This window comes from Rossellomorea vietnamensis (genome assembly GCF_008180415.1).
GTDB lineage: Bacteria > Bacillota > Bacilli > Bacillales > Bacillaceae_B > Rossellomorea > Rossellomorea vietnamensis_C.
Genome location: NZ_VTEI01000001.1, coordinates 499,141 through 517,550 on the forward strand (window position 1 = coordinate 499,141; position 18,410 = coordinate 517,550).

Consider the following 18,410-nt stretch of genomic DNA (forward strand, 5'->3'; position numbering starts at 1 on the left):
CAGTTCGACTATATAGTTCAACTTAATAATAAGTTATTACAGTTCAACTGAATAGTCAATAGCTTTTAACACTTATCGTTAAACGTTTATAATCCAATTAAAAAAAGCCGATTTCCTTAACAATGGAAATCGACTTTTTGAGTGTTAATATTCTTAATCAAATAAAAGGGAGTGACAAAATCAATGCGATTTGCCACTCCCTTTTCATGTTGTATATTTTTGACTCACAAACTAATCCGTAAATCAACCTATCTACACACTATGAGCAAAGTCCTCAAGCATCTTCTGATATATATAAAGCGAATCAATCTCAACATTTTCTTTGTTTCCATGCCAGTTTTCCCCGACTGGTCCAAATTCGATTGCCGGAATGCCAAGCTGTGCGAAAAATTGGGTATCAGCCGCTCCGTGCTGTCCGAAGAATACAGCTTCTGTTCCTGTATTTTCTTCAACAGCGGCTTTGATTTTTTGCACATAGTAGTCCTCTATATCCGTTCTTACCGGCTCACTGAACATGCTGACGAACACCGAGCTGTCAATCGCATTTTCAATCTGCTTCACGACATCATCCTTTGTTTGCTCCGGCAGGTAACGGATGTCATACTTCAGCATACAATTTCCAGGTACCTTATTATAGGCATCTCCCCCTTCAATCATAGCGAGGTTGAGGGATGGAGTCGGATAGTAGTCAGAGCTTTCTTTCATAAACGGCAAATCCTTTATTTTCCGATGAACTTCATAGGCCTTTTCTATCGCGTTTTCACCTTCCCACGGCCTGCTTCCATGGGCCGGGATGCCTTCCACCTCAATGTTCAGCCTCAATACTCCTTTTGCCTGAAGGGCGATTCCAAGCTGTGTCGGTTCCGAACAAATGACAAAGTCGCCTGTATAGCCTTCTTCGACCAGATGGCCCGTGCAATTAAAGCCGCCGATTTCTTCATCAGAAACGATTTGCAGCTGGATATTGGTATCGAGTTCCTCATCCTTCAAAGCAGCCATGGCCTTCATCATGCAAGCAACTCCCGCCTTCATGTCAGCAGAACCGCGCGCATAGATCTTTTCATTCTTCTCACGTGGAATGAATTGCTCCTCTTTACCGCTTACTACATCAATATGGCCGTTGAAAATAACCGTCTTATCTCCACTTCCTACTTCGGATACCAGCATTTTATAGCCATTGTTTTCTATGATGTTTACCGGCAGTCCATTTTCCTCCAGCCATTGACCGCAGAACTCAATTGCCTTGTTGCTTCCTTGTTTTGTCGAACTATTGATTAAAAGTAACTCTTTTAAAAGTTCTTTTAGTCCTTCCATAATCATCCTCCTTTAATAGAGCTGCTAATTTTCTTTACCACGAACATGAAGAGATGAACCTTAATGATTAATAGTTTTCTCGGAGAGCGGTTCCATCTTCCTATTTTTTTCAATTTGATTCTGTAAAAGATTGCAAAACTCGCAACTATTCGACCATTTCCACAAATCTATAAACACCTATAATTAAAGTTGGAATTCAATCTATTGTTTAGGCTCTTTTCGTAAACTTTGTTGCTATCTAATATGAATTTGTAAATAACGCTATATTTCACCAGTAATATCCTGGTAAGCAAGAACGAAAAGAGCTACTCCCTCTGTTTGGAGAGAGAAACCTTAGTATCCGGGGATTTCCGGAAGCAACAATATATACAAAAAAACTATTATTTAAGGGGATGGACAACTTGAAAAAAACCTTCCGTACAGTTGGAAGAACAGCAGCCGTAACTGCCATGGCATTATCTATACTTGCTTCGCCGATGTCATGGGAAACCGTGATGGCCAAGAAGCCGGATCATGCTGGTAAACACGAAGTAGAATTAAGAATATTAGGAACTACCGACATACACACACACCTCTATAATTATGATTACTATAAAGATGCATCTACTGACGAATTCGGATTGGCTAAAACGGCAACACTCATCAAGCAGGCCAGGGCTGAAAAAGAGAATACCCTCCTGTTTGATAACGGTGACCTGATTCAAGGAAATCCACTTGGTGATTACAAAGCAAAAGTAGATGTCTTGGAAGAGGGTGAAACACATCCAGTCTTCCAGGCAATGGAACTATTGGACTATGATGCCGCAACACTAGGAAACCATGAGTTTAATTACGGAATGGATTATCTTGATGAAGTTTTGGATGATTCTCCGTTTCCATACGTAAGTGCCAATGTCTACAAAGATGATGGTGACAATAATCCTTCAAATGATAAACACTATGTGAAGCCATATGAAATTATTAAGAAGAAAGTTGTAGATACTTTTGGCAGAACCAAGGTGATCAAAGTCGGGGTCATCGGTGCTGTCACTCCTCAAATTGTTCAGTGGGACAAGGCTAACCTTGAAGGCAAGGTCATCACAAAAGATGTTGTGGATTCAGTTGAAAAGAACATACCTAAGATGAAAAAAGAAGGAGCGGACCTAATCGTTGTCCTTTCACACTCCGGTATCGGTGATGAGCAAAGAGTGGAGCTGGAAGAAAACGCCGCCTATGACCTGACAAAAGTGGACGGTGTAGACGCCATCATTTCCGGTCATAATCACTTGAACTTCCCTGGGGACTTCACAAGCCTTCCAGGTGTTGATGCCGATAAAGGGACTATCAATGGAGTGCCTGTTGTCATGCCAGGAAGCTGGGGCAATCAACTCGGAGTCATGGACCTTACGATTGAAAAAGTAAAAGGCAAATGGAAGGTGAAAAGCTCTGAAACAAACTTAAGAGGGATTTACGACAAAGTAGAAAAAAAAGCATTAGTAGAAGCTGACCAGGAAATACTTGATGCGGTAAAAGAAGCACATGAAGGAACCGTCAACTATGTAAATCAGCCTGTCGGAACAACGACTGCGGATATACACAGTTATTTCGCCCTTGTACAGGACGACCCGTCCATTCAAATCGTGACCAACGCCCAGAAGTGGTACATTGAAAAACAATTGGCGGGAACCGTTGAATCGGACCTTCCAATCTTGTCTGCAGGTGCACCATTCAAGGCAGGAGGCAGAAACGGAGCAAGCTACTATACTTATATCCCTGAAGGCCAAATCGCCATCAAAAACGTAGCAGACCTTTACCTTTATCCAAATACTGTAGCAACAGTGAAAATTACTGGAGCAGATGTGAAGGAATGGCTTGAAATGTCTGCAGGGCAATTCAAACAGATTGACGAGAGTGCAAGCAGCGAGCAGCCGTTGATCGACTCAAGCTTCCCGACTTACAACTATGATGTCATTGATGGGGTAACGTATGAAATTGATGTTACAGAACCTGCTAAATACGATGGCACAGGAAACCTCGTCAACGGAGATGCTAACCGTATCAAAAACCTCCAGTACGATGGCAAACCAGTCAACCTTGACCAGGAATTCCTTGTGGTAACGAATAACTACCGTGCAAACGGAACATTCCCTGGTGTTAAAAATAGTACTCAAACTGAAATGTATCCTGATGAAAACCGCCAGGCCATCATCGACTATATCCGTGATCTTGGCTCCATTGATCCAACAGCGGATGGAAACTGGAAGTTTGCACCGGTCAGCTCAAGGGTCAACGTGACATTCGAAACATCCATGTCAGCGCAGCAGGCTCTTTCTGAGGATGACACCATTGAATTTATTTCAGAAGCTTCTGATGGATATGGAAAATATATTGTAGAATTCCCCATCGCTCTTGCTGGGAATCAATGATCTGCATGGCCAGCTGGTTATGTTCAACAGCAAAAACAATGCAGGCGGCATTGAATAGCTGGCAGCCTACCTGAAACAAAAGGAAGCCGAAGTAGACAACACTTTCATGGTTCAAGCAGGTGATGCAGTCGGAGCGAGTTCTCCCGTCTCTGCCCTTCTTCAGGATGAGGCGACAATCGATATCTTAAACCGTCGTGGATTCGATATTGGAACTGTGGGGAACCGTGAATTTGATGGTCAATAATTATATGGCAGGCGGCGGTGACGGATACGCCATCTTGGCCGCAGTCAACAACCGTACGATTGAAGTAGTGGACCTTGATGCTTTAGTGAATTAGATTGAAGCAAAGGGCGAGGTCAATCCTCAGATTGTGGGACGTAAGACAAAAGTGAATTAGCATTACAAAAGCGCAAGCGCCCCGTTCAGCGCCGAAATGTTCTCTGAGAAAAAAAAGCGGTCTATCCTTTTAGTCTTCAAAGGTTATTTGACACCGAGGCGCTGGAGCAGGATTTAAAACGCTCCCTTGATCCCTATGAAGAAATGCTATCTTATCATTTGGCTGTTTTCGTAGATATTGTTGCTTTCGGAAAAATCCCAAGAGCCGGATTTTTCCCCGGATACTAAGAGTTTTGACTCTAAACGGGAATAGCAGCTCTTTTCTTTTCGGTGTTACCAGAATTCATCTCCGTAATAGGGTTTTTTGCGAAATTAGTATAGAATAGCAACAAAGTTTACGAAAAGAGCCTATCATTTAAAAAATCCAGCTTGGCCATTGCGGTCCAAACTGGATTTTTTTATATTTTCGAATCAATGACACTCTCTTCTTTTACTGAGGCTTTGATTTTGGTAATCCGCTTATCGTCCATTTCCTCAATGGAGAACTCGATGTTATTGAACTTGACGACAGGTCGCTCACTCTCATTCGGAATGAAGCCCAGTTGACCTAGAACAAAACCGTTTAATGTATCAAAATCTTCAATTGGCAAATCAGCCTTCAGTACTTCTTCCACTTCATACAGATTGGTAGATCCCAGAATCATAAAGGTTTCTTCGTCTAGTTGATTTATTTCATCCTCTTCCAGCTCAGGTTCATCATACTCATCCGAGATACTTCCGACGATTTCCTCCATGATATCTTCTATCGTCACAACACCATCTGTTCCACCGTATTCATCTATTACAATCGCCATATGTGTATTGTTTTTCTGCATTTCCGCAAATAGTGAATCAATGCTTTTGGATTCCAGTACATAATATGGATTTCGAACAAGTGTCTTCAGGTCAAATGTTTCTTCCCCGCCATCTTCAAGGAACTGAATGAGGTCCTTCACATGGAGGATTCCGATGATTCTATCCAGATTCTCTTCATAAACAGGGAAACGCGTATATCTTTCAACATTTACGATATGAGCTGTTTCCTTAAGGTTTAAATCATAAGGAATGGCCACAATATTTGTTCGATGGGTCATGATGTCCGCAACGTCTTTGTTGTCTAATTCAAAGATATTGTTGATCATGATTTTTTCATTTTCCTGTATCGTGCCCTTTTCTTTTCCAACATCAACCATCATTCTAATCTCTTCCTCTGTCACATTTTCATCCTCTGCATTCGGGTCCACCCCAAAAAGCCTGACAATCGTGTTGGTTGATAAGGTCAGCAACTTAACGAAAGGAGAAGAAATCTGAAATCTTTGAAAGAACAGAAAGCGGGACCACGGCAAAGCGGGAAATCCCTTCTGCTTTTTGCAATGCAAGCCTTTTGGGTACCAGCTCTCCCAGCACAAGCGTAAAGTAGGAAAGTATGAGAGTGATAACGACGACCGAAATCGTTTCTAACAATGCTGCTGAAACAGGCACCCCCATGTCGAGCAGGAAGCTAGTCAGCCTGCCTGCAAAACTCTCGGCTGCGAAAGCACTCGCAAGGAAACCTGCTAATGTAATCCCTATTTGGATCGTCGCCAGAAACCGGCTAGGTTCTGATAACAGGTTATGAAGAAGGATCGCTTTTTTGTCCCCCTTCTCTGCCTCCATCTTTACCTTATTGTCATTCAAAGAAATTAAAGCAATTTCTGATGCGGCAAAAAAAGCATTCAGCACGATAAGAATGAAAAGTATTAACAACTCTATCCCCAATTAAGTTTGCCCTCCAAGTGTTCAACATTTTAATTAAAACTTACATATTAATCCTATTATATTTGGATAGAAGCATATTACACAAATCCCGAAATGGTTGAATTTGGGCTGAATTATGGCTGAATTTATTCAAAAAACATTGCAATTAAGTATGCTTTCTTTCATTATTGCGTCCTTGCGAGCCCAATCATTGATTTTTATTTTCTGACTTATTTGGGCAGCAAAAGTTAGGTGAATTTTTAATATAGGACTCAGCTCGTTTTTTTATTATTGATGGTACGTTTCTTGCTTAATCGTGCCATCTCAGCTTCGTTTTCTATTTGTAAGGCTCTTTTCGCAAACTTTGTTGCTATTTTATATTAACTTCCTAAGAAAGCCGCTTGTATGCCAAAAGAAATGAACTACTCCCCGTAGTATTGCAACCTTACCTTCATTTCCCTTTACGTAGAGGATTGAAGCGGAAGGCGTACAATCTCCTGCGGGACTAGCAGTCATCTAGCTCCTTGCGGTTATTTGCCTGTCGGGACTGACCAAGGCGCTTCCACTTTTGAAGCAAGGTGAGACCCCCATTCTAGTTGTAGCGGCCCGCGGAGTCGTCCGCCTTGAGCGGAAATTCATTTTGATTAAAGCAGCCACATTTTTCACGAAAACAGCCATTATTAATAGCACGTTTCCACTCATAAGAATTTTTCAAAATAACCAAAAGGTGAATTTCCAGACAACATAAAGTGCTTCTCTGGTTAAGGAGAAGCACTCAGTTTATTACTTATTATCCAATTCCCGGTTTTTGGATTTCACCGGCTGGCCATGCTCTTCATACCGCTTCTTAGCCTCTTTTACCGGATTGTACTCTTTACCAAACTCGGTATCGAGGTTTCGTTCGGCATTCCTTGTTTTCTGCTCGGGGTTATTTTGCTTAGACCGCTTCTTCAATGCAATTTCCCTCCCACTGAATCAGGATCATGGTCTAACAGGACCATTTCATTTTGGAATTGCTGAAGCTGCAAGCGCATTCTGTGCAGTTGTTCACGCTGCTGAGAATTTGCGCTGTTTGCCAGATGCCTGATATCATTGACGGCCTCTTCAACCATCTGCATGGCATCTGTGTACTCTTGATCATGGTAATGCTCTTGTTTCGCTCCTGATTTATATTGCTGCTGGGCATAACGGAGTGCATCTTCACACTTTTGCAAGCACTCATCCACAGATTGTCTAGTCGCCATCTTTATCCCTCCAAAAAACTTCCTAAATGAAGCTGTGCTTCTTTGTTTAGTGTTTGTTATAAAATCGGAATCATCAGTGGAAAATCATTCCTTACTCAACTGTAACCCTGCTGTAATTGGATAAGACGGGCTTTCATGGTAAAATGCTTCTATCATGACCACAGAGAGTACATAAGGAGGTGTTTGTCATAAAAGAGACAAACCCATTTCCGTATGCCGCTGATGTAAAACGGTATCATACTTGGAATTATCATTTGAGAAATCATTTTGGACATAAAGTTTTTAAAGTAGCTCTTGATGGCGGGTTCGATTGCCCCAACCGCGACGGCACAGTAGCTTACGGTGGCTGTACCTTCTGTTCGGCTGCAGGCTCTGGTGATTTTGCCGGAAGCCGAGTAGATCCGCTTGAAAAGCAGTTCAACGATATAAAGGACCGGATGCACCGCAAGTGGAAAGATGGAAAGTATATGGCGTATTTCCAAGCTTTCACCAATACGCATGCGCCTGTTGAAGAGCTGCGGGAGAAATATGAGACAGTACTGAAGCAAGAAGGCGTTGTCGGCATATCGATTGCTACCAGGCCGGACTGCCTGCCTGATGACGTTGTCGAATATCTCGCTGAATTGAATGAGCGGACATATCTATGGGTGGAACTGGGACTGCAGACTGTCCACGAAAAAACAGCCAGCCTGATCAACAGGGCCCATGATTATCAAACCTACGTTGAAGGTGTCAACAAACTCCGCAAGCATGGAATTCGTGTCTGTTCTCATATTATCAACGGACTTCCACAGGAAGATTACACAATGATGATGGAAACGGCCAAAGAAGTGGCTAAACTGGATGTACAAGGGATAAAGATTCACCTTCTGCATCTCCTCAAAGGAACTCCCATGGTAAAACAGTTCGAAAAAGGACAGCTGGAGTTCCTTTCATTTGATGAGTATGTAAGCCTTGTCTGCAATCAGCTTGAAATTCTGCCGCCGGAAATGATTGTTCACCGGATCACGGGAGATGGTCCGATCGACTTGATGATCGGGCCGATGTGGAGCGTGAACAAATGGAATGTCCTCAATGCTATAGACGCTGAGCTGCAGCGCCGGAACAGCTGGCAGGGAAAATTTTATAAAGCGGAGGTGGAAGTATGAAGCTCGAAAAAGTCCTTCCGTTTGCAAGACAACTGCTTTCCTCAGCTGTAAAACCTGGTGACATCACCATAGATGCCACACTAGGAAACGGCCACGATACCCTTTTCCTGGCACAGCTTGTCGGAGAAAATGGACGAGTATACGGGTTCGATGTGCAGGAAGACGCTCTGTTTAACACCAGAGAGAGACTTCAAACACATGGTTTGCAGGAGCGGGTAACACTCTTTAAGCAGGGGCATGAAACAGTCGGCAGTGTCATTCCTCCTGTCCATTATGGCAAGGTCACTGGTGCTGTATTTAATCTGGGCTATTTGCCAGGAGGCGATAAAACCATCGTTACCAGACCGAAAACGACGATCACCGCCATCGAAAACCTTTTGGAGATGATGGCCCCTGAAGGAATCGTTGTTCTTGTCATTTACCACGGACACCGTGAAGGAGCCGTCGAAAGAGACTATATCCTCAGATATGTGGAAAGGCTCGACCAAAATTATGTCCATGTGCTTCGCTATCAATTCATGAACGGTCTGAATAATCCGCCTTTCATTGTGGCGTTGGAGAAAAGATAAAAGAATGTCCTGCGAGTAGGGTTCGTTGAAGTCTGCCGGAATTTAGAATCTACTGGTTATTAACGGTTAACAAAGAAAAAGTCAACCTTTCTTTCTAATTTGAAAGAAAAGTTGACTTTTTTCTTTGAAATTTGTTGCTCATTTCATTAGCTTTGGCTCTTTTCGTAAGGCTCTTTTCGTAAACTTGTTGCTATTTGATATTAATTCCGAGAAAAAACATATTATGAGGGTTGAAAACTGGGAAAACCGAAAAAGAAAAGAGCTACTCTCCCTCGATGAAAGATATAACTCTTAGTCCGAAAGCAACAATATTGGCGAAAACAACCTTAGCTTTAGAACCCTCTTGGAACATTTGCCTGCCGGGACTGAAAGGATCTTCATCAACTCATCTATGGAAAGATGCTTATTCAAGGCAGTGACCGCAGAATTTATTTAAGGGTTAGCGCTTGGGATAATAAATAAAGGAAGAAAATTCCCTTATTTACTAAAAAGCATTAAATAAGGCTAAAATAGGGGAATAAATTTCCCTTATTTAACTAAACCACTGAAAAAAATAGAATTTTTTATAATATAAAGGAAAAAACTTCCCCTATTCATCCCAAAATGAGCTAGAACTTAAAAATAAGGGAAAAAACTACCCTTATTTCACATACCGCTAGATACCTAATTAACGAACTAAATGGCCATTGGTAATATAAGGCATGCTCCATCCTACGCCCGCTAAGCGGAGCAGCAGAAGTCAATATAACTTTTAAAAAACAACACTATTCTTTCACAGCGCCCATTGTAATTGCCTAAAAGTCTCTTTGGATCTTCCCTGATGCGCTCTTTTGATGTACTTCTTAGGAACATCATACAAGCTGCCGATATTTTTTTCATATCCCCTAGTGTCCCCTATCCAGTTCTACTGTAGACCCCATTTACAAATTCCTGACTATGATCTTCACAACAACGCATCCGCCACTAAATCAAATGATTTCAGCTTATCGTCAAAGTCATAAGTGATCGTTACCAGCATAATTTCATCTGTTTGATATTGTTCACTTAATTCAAGCAGCTGCTTTTTGACTTTTTCCGGGCTGCCAACGACCATGCGTTTTCGGTTTTCCCTGATCCTCGCTTTTTCAAAAGAACTGTATTGATAGGATGCCGCTGTTTCCGGGCTTGGTGTCCCATTAGAACGCATGCCTTGTTCGACCATCAGGATTGATAAGTCGATGCTTGATGCCACCCGTTCCGCCTCTTCATCCGTTTCTGCGCAAATGACAAAAACGGCTGCCATGTTCTGAGGCTGTGCCAGGAATTTTGATGGCTTGAAATGCTTTCGATACTGGTTCGTATACTGTGGTCCGTCCTCCCCATTTATGAACTGTGCGAATGTGTAAGGCAGGCCTTTCTCTGCCGCCAACATGGCACTTGAAGGACTTGACCCAAGCATCCATACGTCCGGCACCGTGCTGATGATGGGTGACGCCTGAAGACCATCATAAGGATTGTTTTCTGGACGTTCGTCCGTCAGATATCCAAGCAGGTCATCAATTTGTTCAGGATACTGGTCAACATCGCGATAGCTTCCGTTATTTAAAGCAAGAGAAGCTCTCGGCATTCCACCCGGGGCTCTGCCGATGCCTAAATCGATCCGCCCGGGATTCAATCCTTCCAGCACCCGGAAATTTTCCGCCACTTTATATGCGCTGTAGTGAGGCAGCATCACACCTCCTGATCCAACACGAATTCTTTCCGTTTTGGCTGCCAGGTGAGCGATCAGCACCTCTGGCGAAGAACCCGCCAGGCTTGTAGTATCATGATGTTCGGACACCCAGAAGCGGGTGAATCCGAGCTTTTCAACATGCTGTGCCAGCTTTACCGTATTTTCAAGAGCTGTTTCAGGACTCATTCCTTCTGCTACTGGAGATTGATCCAGCACACTTAACTTTAAAGACACACTTCACCAACTCCTTCGTTCGTTCCTAGTGAATATTATTATCTTTTTTGAGAAAAGAAATGTCCACTAACATGCTTAAAGGAGATACGACGGATGAGAATCAGAATTATCAATACATGACAATAGAAAAAAGATGACCCTTTTTCGGGCCATCTTTTTCGATCAGGAACTTTTTTTCCATCCCTGAAATCTTCTATATAGTTTTCCGTTGTAATAAAAAAACTTTGTCACCCAGCCAGACGCATTGAGGAATTCTTTTGAAAAAGAATACACCTTTTGCTGCTTCCAGGCTTTTTCATCAGACAGGTACACACCGATTAAGCCTTTATTAATTAAACGGTGAAAGTCAGCATGGGGAAGCTGGCTTGTATTTTCATCTGCCTTTTTTAAAAAGTGAAGCAAACGATGTTTTAACACTTCTTCATTCTCATAATAGAAACAAAAGTTCAAATCCCCGCCTTCGATATCTTCCTCCTGATCGATAAAGTAGTCGAGCAGTATGTGCAGCCCTTGAATATAAGGGAAGTATCCATTTCGGATAGAATCGGCCTGGACACTTTCATAATCCTCCCTGAGAGCGTATGATACCAGACAGAATATTCCCAGGGTGGACCCTGAGCATGCCGAAAATTCATACCAATCCATTTCCGGCAGGGTGTCTTTGTGTTGATGAAACCAGTTTTTAAGCCTGTCTGTTCTTTCTTCTTGCTTCACATGCTTATGTATTTGCAAATCACAGTAATAATCGCAGAGCTCATGCAAATAAGGCTTGATGGAAGAGTACCCCGGCACCTCTTTTAAAACAGATTGGCATGTTTGCACAAGGTCGGCCAGGTAGCCTCCATCATCCTGGTCTTCTCTGTGGCGGTAATAATGCCTCAAAGGTGCCTCGACCGTCAAAGCATCCTTCATGGATTCATGCAGGGCCGAAAAGTCTTCAGGATCAAGGGATGTACTGCGGTCACAGAGGTTATCCAGATAATCACTGATGGTCTGGTAGGCGACAATAAATTTGATTGCTCTTTCTCTTTCCGTTAACGCCAGCAGAGCCAATATCGAGCCGCCTTCACAATGAAAGGTTTTATGCCGGATACTGGCGAGTGCCTGCGTTCTCAACTCATGGTTGGGAATTGTTTCGGCTTTTCCAGTCCAGACAGCCAGCTCTCTGTGAACCGCAGGAAAAACCTTTCGATAAACTTGACTCATCAATGAAATGGGATGAGTGGGTATGGACATTCTCTTCACCTCTCACGATTCTTCATTAATCCTTCACAACATATCCGATTGTCTTCAACCTGGTTTCCACGAATGTTTTAGCATATTCAAACACTTCATCTCGCTCTGGTTCGTTAAAAATTTCGTGATAGAACTTAGGCCATTCCTTATAGTGCATTTCCGAAAGCGAAAGTTCAGTGAACCATTTTTTCACAGAAGACTTATCTACAATCTTATCATCTCCGCCCTGCATGACCAACAAAGGAATATCGGGCATTTTCCCAACGTTGATAAATGCCTGCTTGATCGCCTTGTCCAGTTCCCTGTACCACCGCACAGAAACCTTTGTTACATACAATGAATCGTTACTATCGATTTCCCTGACATCCGCGTTCCGGGTAGCAAGATCCACAGATAATCCTGATGAAAATTTCACGTGCGGCGCTACCTTATTTAAAATATGTGAAAGAAGGTCAATCGGCTTCGGAGGGGTATCGACCAATCCCAAACATGGAGAAGACAAAATCAGGCCGGCGATATTGATATGAGATTCCTGCATCATCCTCGCAGCAACAAGACCTCCCATACTATGGCCGATTACAAATACCGGCAAATCAAATTGATAGGCCGCCTGTACCCAATCCTTCACTTCGATAATATATTCATCAAAAGAGTCGATATGTCCTCTTTGAGCCCTCGAAGTCATCCCTTGCCCAGGCAGGTCTCCCATAATGACGTGAAAGCCTGATGTCCGCCACATTTCAATGAGCCACCCATAACGGCCATGATGCTCCATTGCACCATGAATAATGACAATGACCGCCTTCGCTTCCTGTTCAGTTTCCCATTTCCACATGGCAATTCCTCCTTAATCAACATTCAATAATGATCGTTACTTATGTTAAACTCAATTTATTAGGCTTTTTTCTAAAGGCTGTTTCGTATATTTTGTTGCTTTCGGATATTCCCTGATACTAAGAGTTTTATCTTTTATCGAGGCAGAGCAGCTCTTTTCTTTTCGGTTTTATCAGTTTTACCCCTCTTAATATGGTTATTTTTTCGCAATTAGTATCAACTAGCAACAAACTTTGACCTTCCAAGGACAATTAATTCTTCAGAGAGGGCCGGAGTGGAATCTAGTATTCAGCGGCTGCTTTTTTTTTGAAAACAGCCATTTATTTAGACTAATTATAACTGCCTTTTGAAAGGAGAAGCAAAATGATTTATGAATATAAAGGTAAAGTACCCAAAATAGCTGATAGCGCCTATATTGCTGATTATGTAACGATTACGGGAGACGTCGTTATCGGGGAAGAATCTTCTGTCTGGTTCAACAGTTCCATCCGCGGAGACGTGGCTCCTACCATCATCGGCAGCAAGGTCAATATCCAGGATAACTCAGTTCTTCACCAAAGTCCCAATAACCCGCTTATCCTGGAAGATGAAGTTACCATCGGGCACAGTGTCATTCTACATAGCTGTAAAATCAGAAGAAAAGCGCTGATCGGCATGGGCTCCACCATCTTGGATAATGCTGAAGTCGGCGAGGGCGCCTTCATCGGAGCCGGAAGCCTTGTCCCGCAAGGAAAAGTCATCCCTCCAAACAGCCTGGCATTCGGCCGCCCGGCAAAAGTGATCCGGGAGTTAAATGATCATGATATCAGTGAGATGCAAAGAATCTCGAGGGAGTATGCCGAAAAAGGCCAGTACTATAAATCACTAAAGCCCCTCAAGTAATAGATTCTACTGTTTTTTACCCATTATCCCTTCCAGTTATTCTTTCTTGGGAGGGATTCTTTGAATGGTATGCCTTTCACTGGGATTGGAAAGTTTTCTTGTGGTTTTTCTTCGAGGTTAAAGACAAAAGCTTGGAGCTTTAGTTACTAAAGCCCTGCTTGATAACCTCTTCTGCTGAAATTAATTCTCCTTGGGTAGCTAAAACCCTTCTTGGTGACCTTTTCCCCGAAAATCCCGGCGCTTTGGACAGCTAGAGTCTTTCTTGGTGACCATTGTGGCTTACCCACCCTGCATTTTGGACAGATAGAACCCTCTTTAGTTACCTTTTCCACTGATATCCCAGCGTTCTGGGCAGCTAGAACCTTTCTTGGTGACCTGTTTCGTTTGAATTCCCCGCTCTTTGGGTCTCTAGAGCCCTCCTTGACACCACTTCATACGAAACTCCTCTTCCAAAAACAAAAAAGCCCGAAGAAAATACTCCGGGCCTTTAAATGTAACCAATATAAAATTAAGCTTGAACCTGCTGTTTAAGAATCTCAGCTTTGTCCGTACGCTCCCATGGAAGATCAAGGTCGTTTCTGCCAAAGTGGCCGTAAGCAGCTGTCTGCTTGTAAATTGGACGGCGCAGATCAAGCATCCTGATGATGCCTGCAGGGCGAAGATCGAAATTATTGCTGACCACTTCAATCAAAGCCTCTTCAGATACTGTACCTGTACCGAATGTATCGATAGAAATCGATACAGGACGTGCTACACCGATTGCGTATGCAAGCTGAACTTCACATTTATCAGCTAGTCCGGCAGCAACGATGTTTTTCGCTACGTAACGCGCTGCATAGGCAGCAGAGCGGTCAACCTTTGTCGCATCCTTACCAGAGAATGCACCGCCGCCGTGGCGAGCATAACCGCCATACGTATCAACGATGATTTTACGGCCAGTCAAGCCTGCATCCCCTTGAGGTCCGCCGATAACGAAACGGCCTGTAGGATTGATGAAGTATTTTGTCTCATCATCGATAAGCTCTTTAGGAACGACTGGATCGATGACATATTCTTTAAGGTTTCGCTGGATACGCTCCAATGAAACTTCCGGATGGTGCTGAGTCGAGATAACGATTGTGTCGATGCGGACAGGCTTGTCGTTTTCATCATACTCTACTGTCACCTGTGTTTTACCGTCTGGGCGAAGGTATGGAAGCACATCATCTTTGCGCACTTCAGTCAGGCGGCGGGAAATTTTATGAGCCAAAGAGATTGGAAGAGGCATAAGCTCTTTGGTCTCATTACAAGCGAAGCCGAACATTAGACCTTGGTCTCCAGCTCCGATTGCATCGATTTCTTCGTCGCTCATTTGACCTTCACGAGCTTCGAGCGCCTGGTCGACACCCATAGCGATATCGGCAGACTGCTCATCGATGGAAGTCAATACCGCACACGTTTCAGCATCGAAACCGTATTTCGCGCGGGTATATCCAATTCCTCTGATTGTTTCACGCACAATCTTCGGAATATCTACATAAGTATTCGTTGTAATTTCTCCAGCAACCAATACTAGACCAGTAGTTACAGACGTTTCACAGGCTACGCGTGCATTCGGGTCATTTGCAAGGATTGCATCTAGGATAGAATCAGAAATTTGATCACAAATTTTATCTGGGTGTCCTTCCGTTACGGACTCAGATGTAAACAGACGACGTTTAGTTGACATCGGTGTTCCTCCCTTAGAAAAAAATAATTGGCAGAACAGAAAACCGGCCTGTTCTCACTACTTAATCACGGTACTCATTCCCTTAGTAGTATGAAGTAAACATGGAGATTTTATCAAAAGAACTCAGCGCCGGGGCTGAAAGTTTCCAATAAAAAAACCTTCCCGTCTAAAAATAGAGGAAAGGTTGTGATTTAAGCCGCGCCTTTCACTCTTATTGATCAAGGAATATCCTTGCATCAGATTAGCACCTTTGCCTGGAAGTAACCTGTACAGGATCGTTGTTGAAGTCTTCCTGTACTATTCTTCACAAGCAGGTTGCTGGGTTTCATTGGGGCTGTCCCTCCACCAGCTCGGAATAAGAGTATCCGTTCAATGGTCAATATTAACTTACTTTGTCAAAACGTGTCAACCATTTTTATTTAAGACCAAATTTTCTGGTTAACCCCTTCTTCCTAAAGGATTAGTTGTTAATGCGGCAGGCCTTAAAAAGTTTCTGGAAATTTGTAAATCTATGCTTCAATTCACACAAAACTTCCTATATAATAAGATTCGCCATGAAAACGGTAACATTTCTGAAGAACTTGCAATAGCATAACTTAATATAGAATATTCCTGCTTTTTTAATCGGTGCCGATTCGGCTTGGAAGGGCACATTTTATTTTGTTACGAATAACACCCTTTCTTTTCTGCTTCACCTTATGAAGGCTGTTACTGCAGCGGGAGATAATATAATAAGTTCAAAATAAATGTTTACCTCCCCCTCTTTAAGACTAAATCATTAATAGGGTGTAAAATGGTAGCGCTCTCACTTTTTTTTAGGCTCTGTTAGTTAATATTGGTGGTATAATATTTTGGGTTCAAGTGCCAATAAGAAGGACTCATTCAATTAAGAAACTTGATAAATGCTGATTAATCGACTTGCTTTTCCTTTTAATTCTAGCGTAAATTTTCAACCAAATTTATTATGAAAAGTTGCTGCGTCAGTTTATATTGGATTCTCAGTTCCTCCGAATATGTTGACTGGAGTGGAAGGTGTACGATCTCCTGCGGGAGTAGCGGACGTCTAGATCCAGCACCTAGCCCCGCGGGGTCGTACACCTGGAATGGAAGTCCACATACCCATTAAAAACAACAACAGTCTTTAACAGAGCCTACTTATAAAGGATAATTGTGACAATTTGATAACAGGTTTAAAAAATAGCTAAATAGTATAGACTAATGGTTTTATTGTGTTATACTATTTCTTGAGAAACAAAGGGGTATTTCAATATCGCTCGCCTTTTAAAAGCTTTTCACTGCTGCTCCTGTCCAAAATAAGACAGCTGCACTGAGGGGATAGGATTGTTTTTTAAAAGGAGAGCACTAAATCATGTACAAAGGAAGGTTAGTTACTATGACTTCAGTTAGCCTGTCTAATAAACTAAATGAATTACTTAATGGGAAGAACATAAAAGTACAGTTATCTGTACCTCAATTAGTTGAGAAGGTTTTGAATCGGAACGAAGGAATTCTGACTAATTCAGGTGCTGTCCGTGCAGAGACAGGCAAATATACTGGCCGTTCTCCACAGGATAAATTCACTGTTGAAGAACCTTCGACAAAAGATAAGATTGAATGGGGCTCTGTGAATCAGCCGATTTCCACAGAAAGCTTTGACAAACTATATAATAAAGTCATTGATTACTTACAAGAAAAAGAAGAATTTTTTGAATTCAAAGGTTTTGCAGGAGCAGATCCTAAGCACCGTATGCCGATCAGGGTCATCAACGAATATGCCTGGCATAACCTGTTTGCCCACCAGCTGTTCATCCGTCCCAGCCAAGAGGAATTGAAGGATCACAATGCAGAATTCACCGTAATTTCAGCTCCAACTTTTAAAGCGGATCCGGCTGTTGATGGAACAAACTCCGAGACATTCATCATCGTTTCTTTTGAAAAGAGAACAGTGTTAATCGGAGGAACTGAGTATGCAGGCGAAATGAAGAAGTCCATTTTCTCTGTTATGAATTTCATGCTTCCTGAAAATGATATCCTTTCCATGCACTGCTCTGCCAACGTTGGCCAGGAAGGTGATGTCGCACTGTTCTTCGGCCTTTCCGGAACAGGAAAAACAACTCTTTCTGCTGATCCGAACCGCCGTTTGATCGGTGATGACGAGCATGGCTGGTCTCCAAATGGTGTTTTCAATATTGAAGGCGGCTGCTATGCCAAAACCATCGACCTTACACGTGAAAAAGAACCGCAAATCTTTGATGCCATCCGCTTTGGATCGGTACTCGAAAATGTAATGATGGATGAAAACACGCGCATTCCAGATTATGAAGACAGCACACTTACGGAAAATACACGTGCTGCTTATCCGCTTCAGGCCATCGATAATATTGTTGATCCAAGTGTCGCGGGACATCCTAATACGATTATTTTCCTTACAGCAGATGCATTCGGAGTACTGCCTCCAATCAGCAAGCTGACGAAAGAACAAGCAATGTATCACTTCTTAAGCGGTTACACATCTAAGCTGGCAGGTACGGAAAGAGGAATCACTTCTCCTCAGGCGACATTCTCTACTTGCTTCGGTTCGCCATTCCTTCCGCTTCCTGCTACAGTTTATGCAGAGATGCTTGGAAAGAAGATTGATGAGCACAATGCCCAGGTATATCTAGTGAACACAGGCTGGACTGGCGGCGAGTATGGTGTCGGCAGCAGAATGAAGCTTTCTTACACACGCGCTATGGTGCAAGCCGCTCTAGAAGGGGAACTGGCCAACGTGGAAACAGCCACAGATGATATCTTCGGCCTTAGAATCCCAGTGCATGTACCAGGTGTTCCTGATGAAGTGCTGCAGCCGCGCAAGACTTGGTCTGACGAAGAAGCTTATGTCGAAAAAGCAAAAGAACTTGCAGGCAAGTTCAAAAACAACTTTACCAAATTCTCGAACGTCCCTGAAGAGATTCAATCCAAGGGCGGACCAAATAAAGGATAAAATACTAAAGGCGGGCTCCTAAATTGGGC

12 protein-coding genes, 2 pseudogenes and 1 riboswitch are annotated in these 18,410 nt (G+C 42.8%); of the genes and pseudogenes, 6 read left to right on the forward strand and 8 right to left on the reverse strand.

The genetic code is table 11. The features are described from left to right. Positions 1-252: 252 nt before the first annotated feature. A complete protein-coding gene (locus FZC78_RS02315; RefSeq protein ID WP_148938072.1) occupies positions 253-1,314 on the reverse strand; it encodes a M20 family metallopeptidase in 1,062 nt (353 codons plus the stop codon). Between the two features lie 392 nt (positions 1,315-1,706). Between FZC78_RS02315 and FZC78_RS02320 the strand changes: the two are divergent. Further along, positions 1,707-3,954 (forward strand): annotated as a pseudogene (locus tag FZC78_RS02320) (bifunctional 2',3'-cyclic-nucleotide 2'-phosphodiesterase/3'-nucleotidase); the annotation flags it as partial. A 560-nt stretch (positions 3,955-4,514) separates the two neighbouring features. On the opposite strand, the pseudogene FZC78_RS02325 reads toward FZC78_RS02320, so the two are convergent. Next, positions 4,515-5,853: pseudogene (locus tag FZC78_RS02325) on the reverse strand (hemolysin family protein). A gap of 547 nt (positions 5,854-6,400) precedes the next feature. Between FZC78_RS02325 and FZC78_RS02330 the strand changes: the two are divergent. Continuing rightward, complete coding sequence (locus FZC78_RS02330) at positions 6,401-6,580, forward strand: hypothetical protein (protein ID WP_148938073.1); 180 nt, start codon at positions 6,401-6,403, stop codon at positions 6,578-6,580. Positions 6,581-6,615: 35 nt separating this feature from the next. Here FZC78_RS02330 and FZC78_RS02335 read toward each other — a convergent pair whose 3' ends face one another. Both FZC78_RS02335 and FZC78_RS02340 read right to left on the reverse strand, forming a co-directional pair. Continuing rightward, positions 6,616-6,786: a glycogen biosynthesis protein GlgD gene (locus tag FZC78_RS02335; protein ID WP_148938074.1), complete on the reverse strand. Its 171-nt coding sequence runs from the start codon at positions 6,784-6,786 to the stop codon at positions 6,616-6,618. Beyond that, a complete protein-coding gene (locus FZC78_RS02340; protein ID WP_148938075.1) occupies positions 6,783-7,076 on the reverse strand; it encodes a YtzC family protein in 294 nt (97 codons plus the stop codon). The genes FZC78_RS02335 and FZC78_RS02340 overlap by 4 nt, the downstream gene beginning before the upstream one ends. Positions 7,077-7,264: 188 nt before the next feature. Here FZC78_RS02340 and FZC78_RS02345 point away from each other — a divergent pair, with 188 nt between their 5' ends. Further along, positions 7,265-8,224 carry a TIGR01212 family radical SAM protein gene (locus FZC78_RS02345; RefSeq protein ID WP_148938134.1) on the forward strand — a complete coding sequence of 320 codons (960 nt, stop codon included), beginning with the start codon at positions 7,265-7,267 and terminating at the stop codon, positions 8,222-8,224. Further along, complete coding sequence (locus FZC78_RS02350) at positions 8,221-8,793, forward strand: class I SAM-dependent methyltransferase (protein ID WP_148938076.1); 573 nt, start codon at positions 8,221-8,223, stop codon at positions 8,791-8,793. Before FZC78_RS02345 ends, FZC78_RS02350 begins: the two co-directional genes overlap by 4 nt. Positions 8,794-9,736: 943 nt before the next feature. Here the strand turns inward: FZC78_RS02350 and FZC78_RS02355 are convergent. The 3 genes from FZC78_RS02355 to FZC78_RS02365 all read right to left on the reverse strand — a co-directional run bounded on the left by FZC78_RS02355 (position 9,737) and on the right by FZC78_RS02365 (position 12,809). Further along, positions 9,737-10,738: an LLM class flavin-dependent oxidoreductase gene (locus tag FZC78_RS02355; protein ID WP_148938077.1), complete on the reverse strand. Its 1,002-nt coding sequence runs from the start codon at positions 10,736-10,738 to the stop codon at positions 9,737-9,739. Positions 10,739-10,900: 162 nt separating this feature from the next. Further along, positions 10,901-11,974, reverse strand: coding sequence for a tetraprenyl-beta-curcumene synthase family protein (locus tag FZC78_RS02360; protein WP_148938078.1), 1,074 nt, complete (start codon positions 11,972-11,974; stop codon positions 10,901-10,903). Positions 11,975-11,999: 25 nt separating this feature from the next. After that, positions 12,000-12,809, reverse strand: a complete 810-nt coding sequence (locus FZC78_RS02365) for an alpha/beta fold hydrolase (RefSeq protein WP_148938079.1) — start codon at positions 12,807-12,809, stop codon at positions 12,000-12,002. 362 nt (positions 12,810-13,171) lie between these two features. Between FZC78_RS02365 and FZC78_RS02370 the strand changes: the two genes are divergently transcribed. Beyond that, entirely contained in the window at positions 13,172-13,690 is a 519-nt protein-coding gene (locus FZC78_RS02370) for a gamma carbonic anhydrase (protein ID WP_148938080.1), read from the forward strand. A 508-nt stretch (positions 13,691-14,198) separates the two neighbouring features. Here FZC78_RS02370 and metK read toward each other — a convergent pair. Then, a complete protein-coding gene (metK, locus tag FZC78_RS02375) occupies positions 14,199-15,398 on the reverse strand; it encodes a methionine adenosyltransferase (protein ID WP_148938081.1) in 1,200 nt (399 codons plus the stop codon). A gap of 208 nt (positions 15,399-15,606) precedes the next feature. Continuing rightward, a riboswitch (SAM riboswitch) is annotated at positions 15,607-15,760 on the reverse strand. A gap of 1,031 nt (positions 15,761-16,791) precedes the next feature. Here metK and pckA point away from each other — a divergent pair. Next, positions 16,792-18,381, forward strand: a complete 1,590-nt coding sequence (pckA, locus tag FZC78_RS02380; RefSeq protein ID WP_148938082.1) for a phosphoenolpyruvate carboxykinase (ATP) — start codon at positions 16,792-16,794, stop codon at positions 18,379-18,381. The last annotated feature ends 29 nt before the right edge of the window (positions 18,382-18,410 follow it).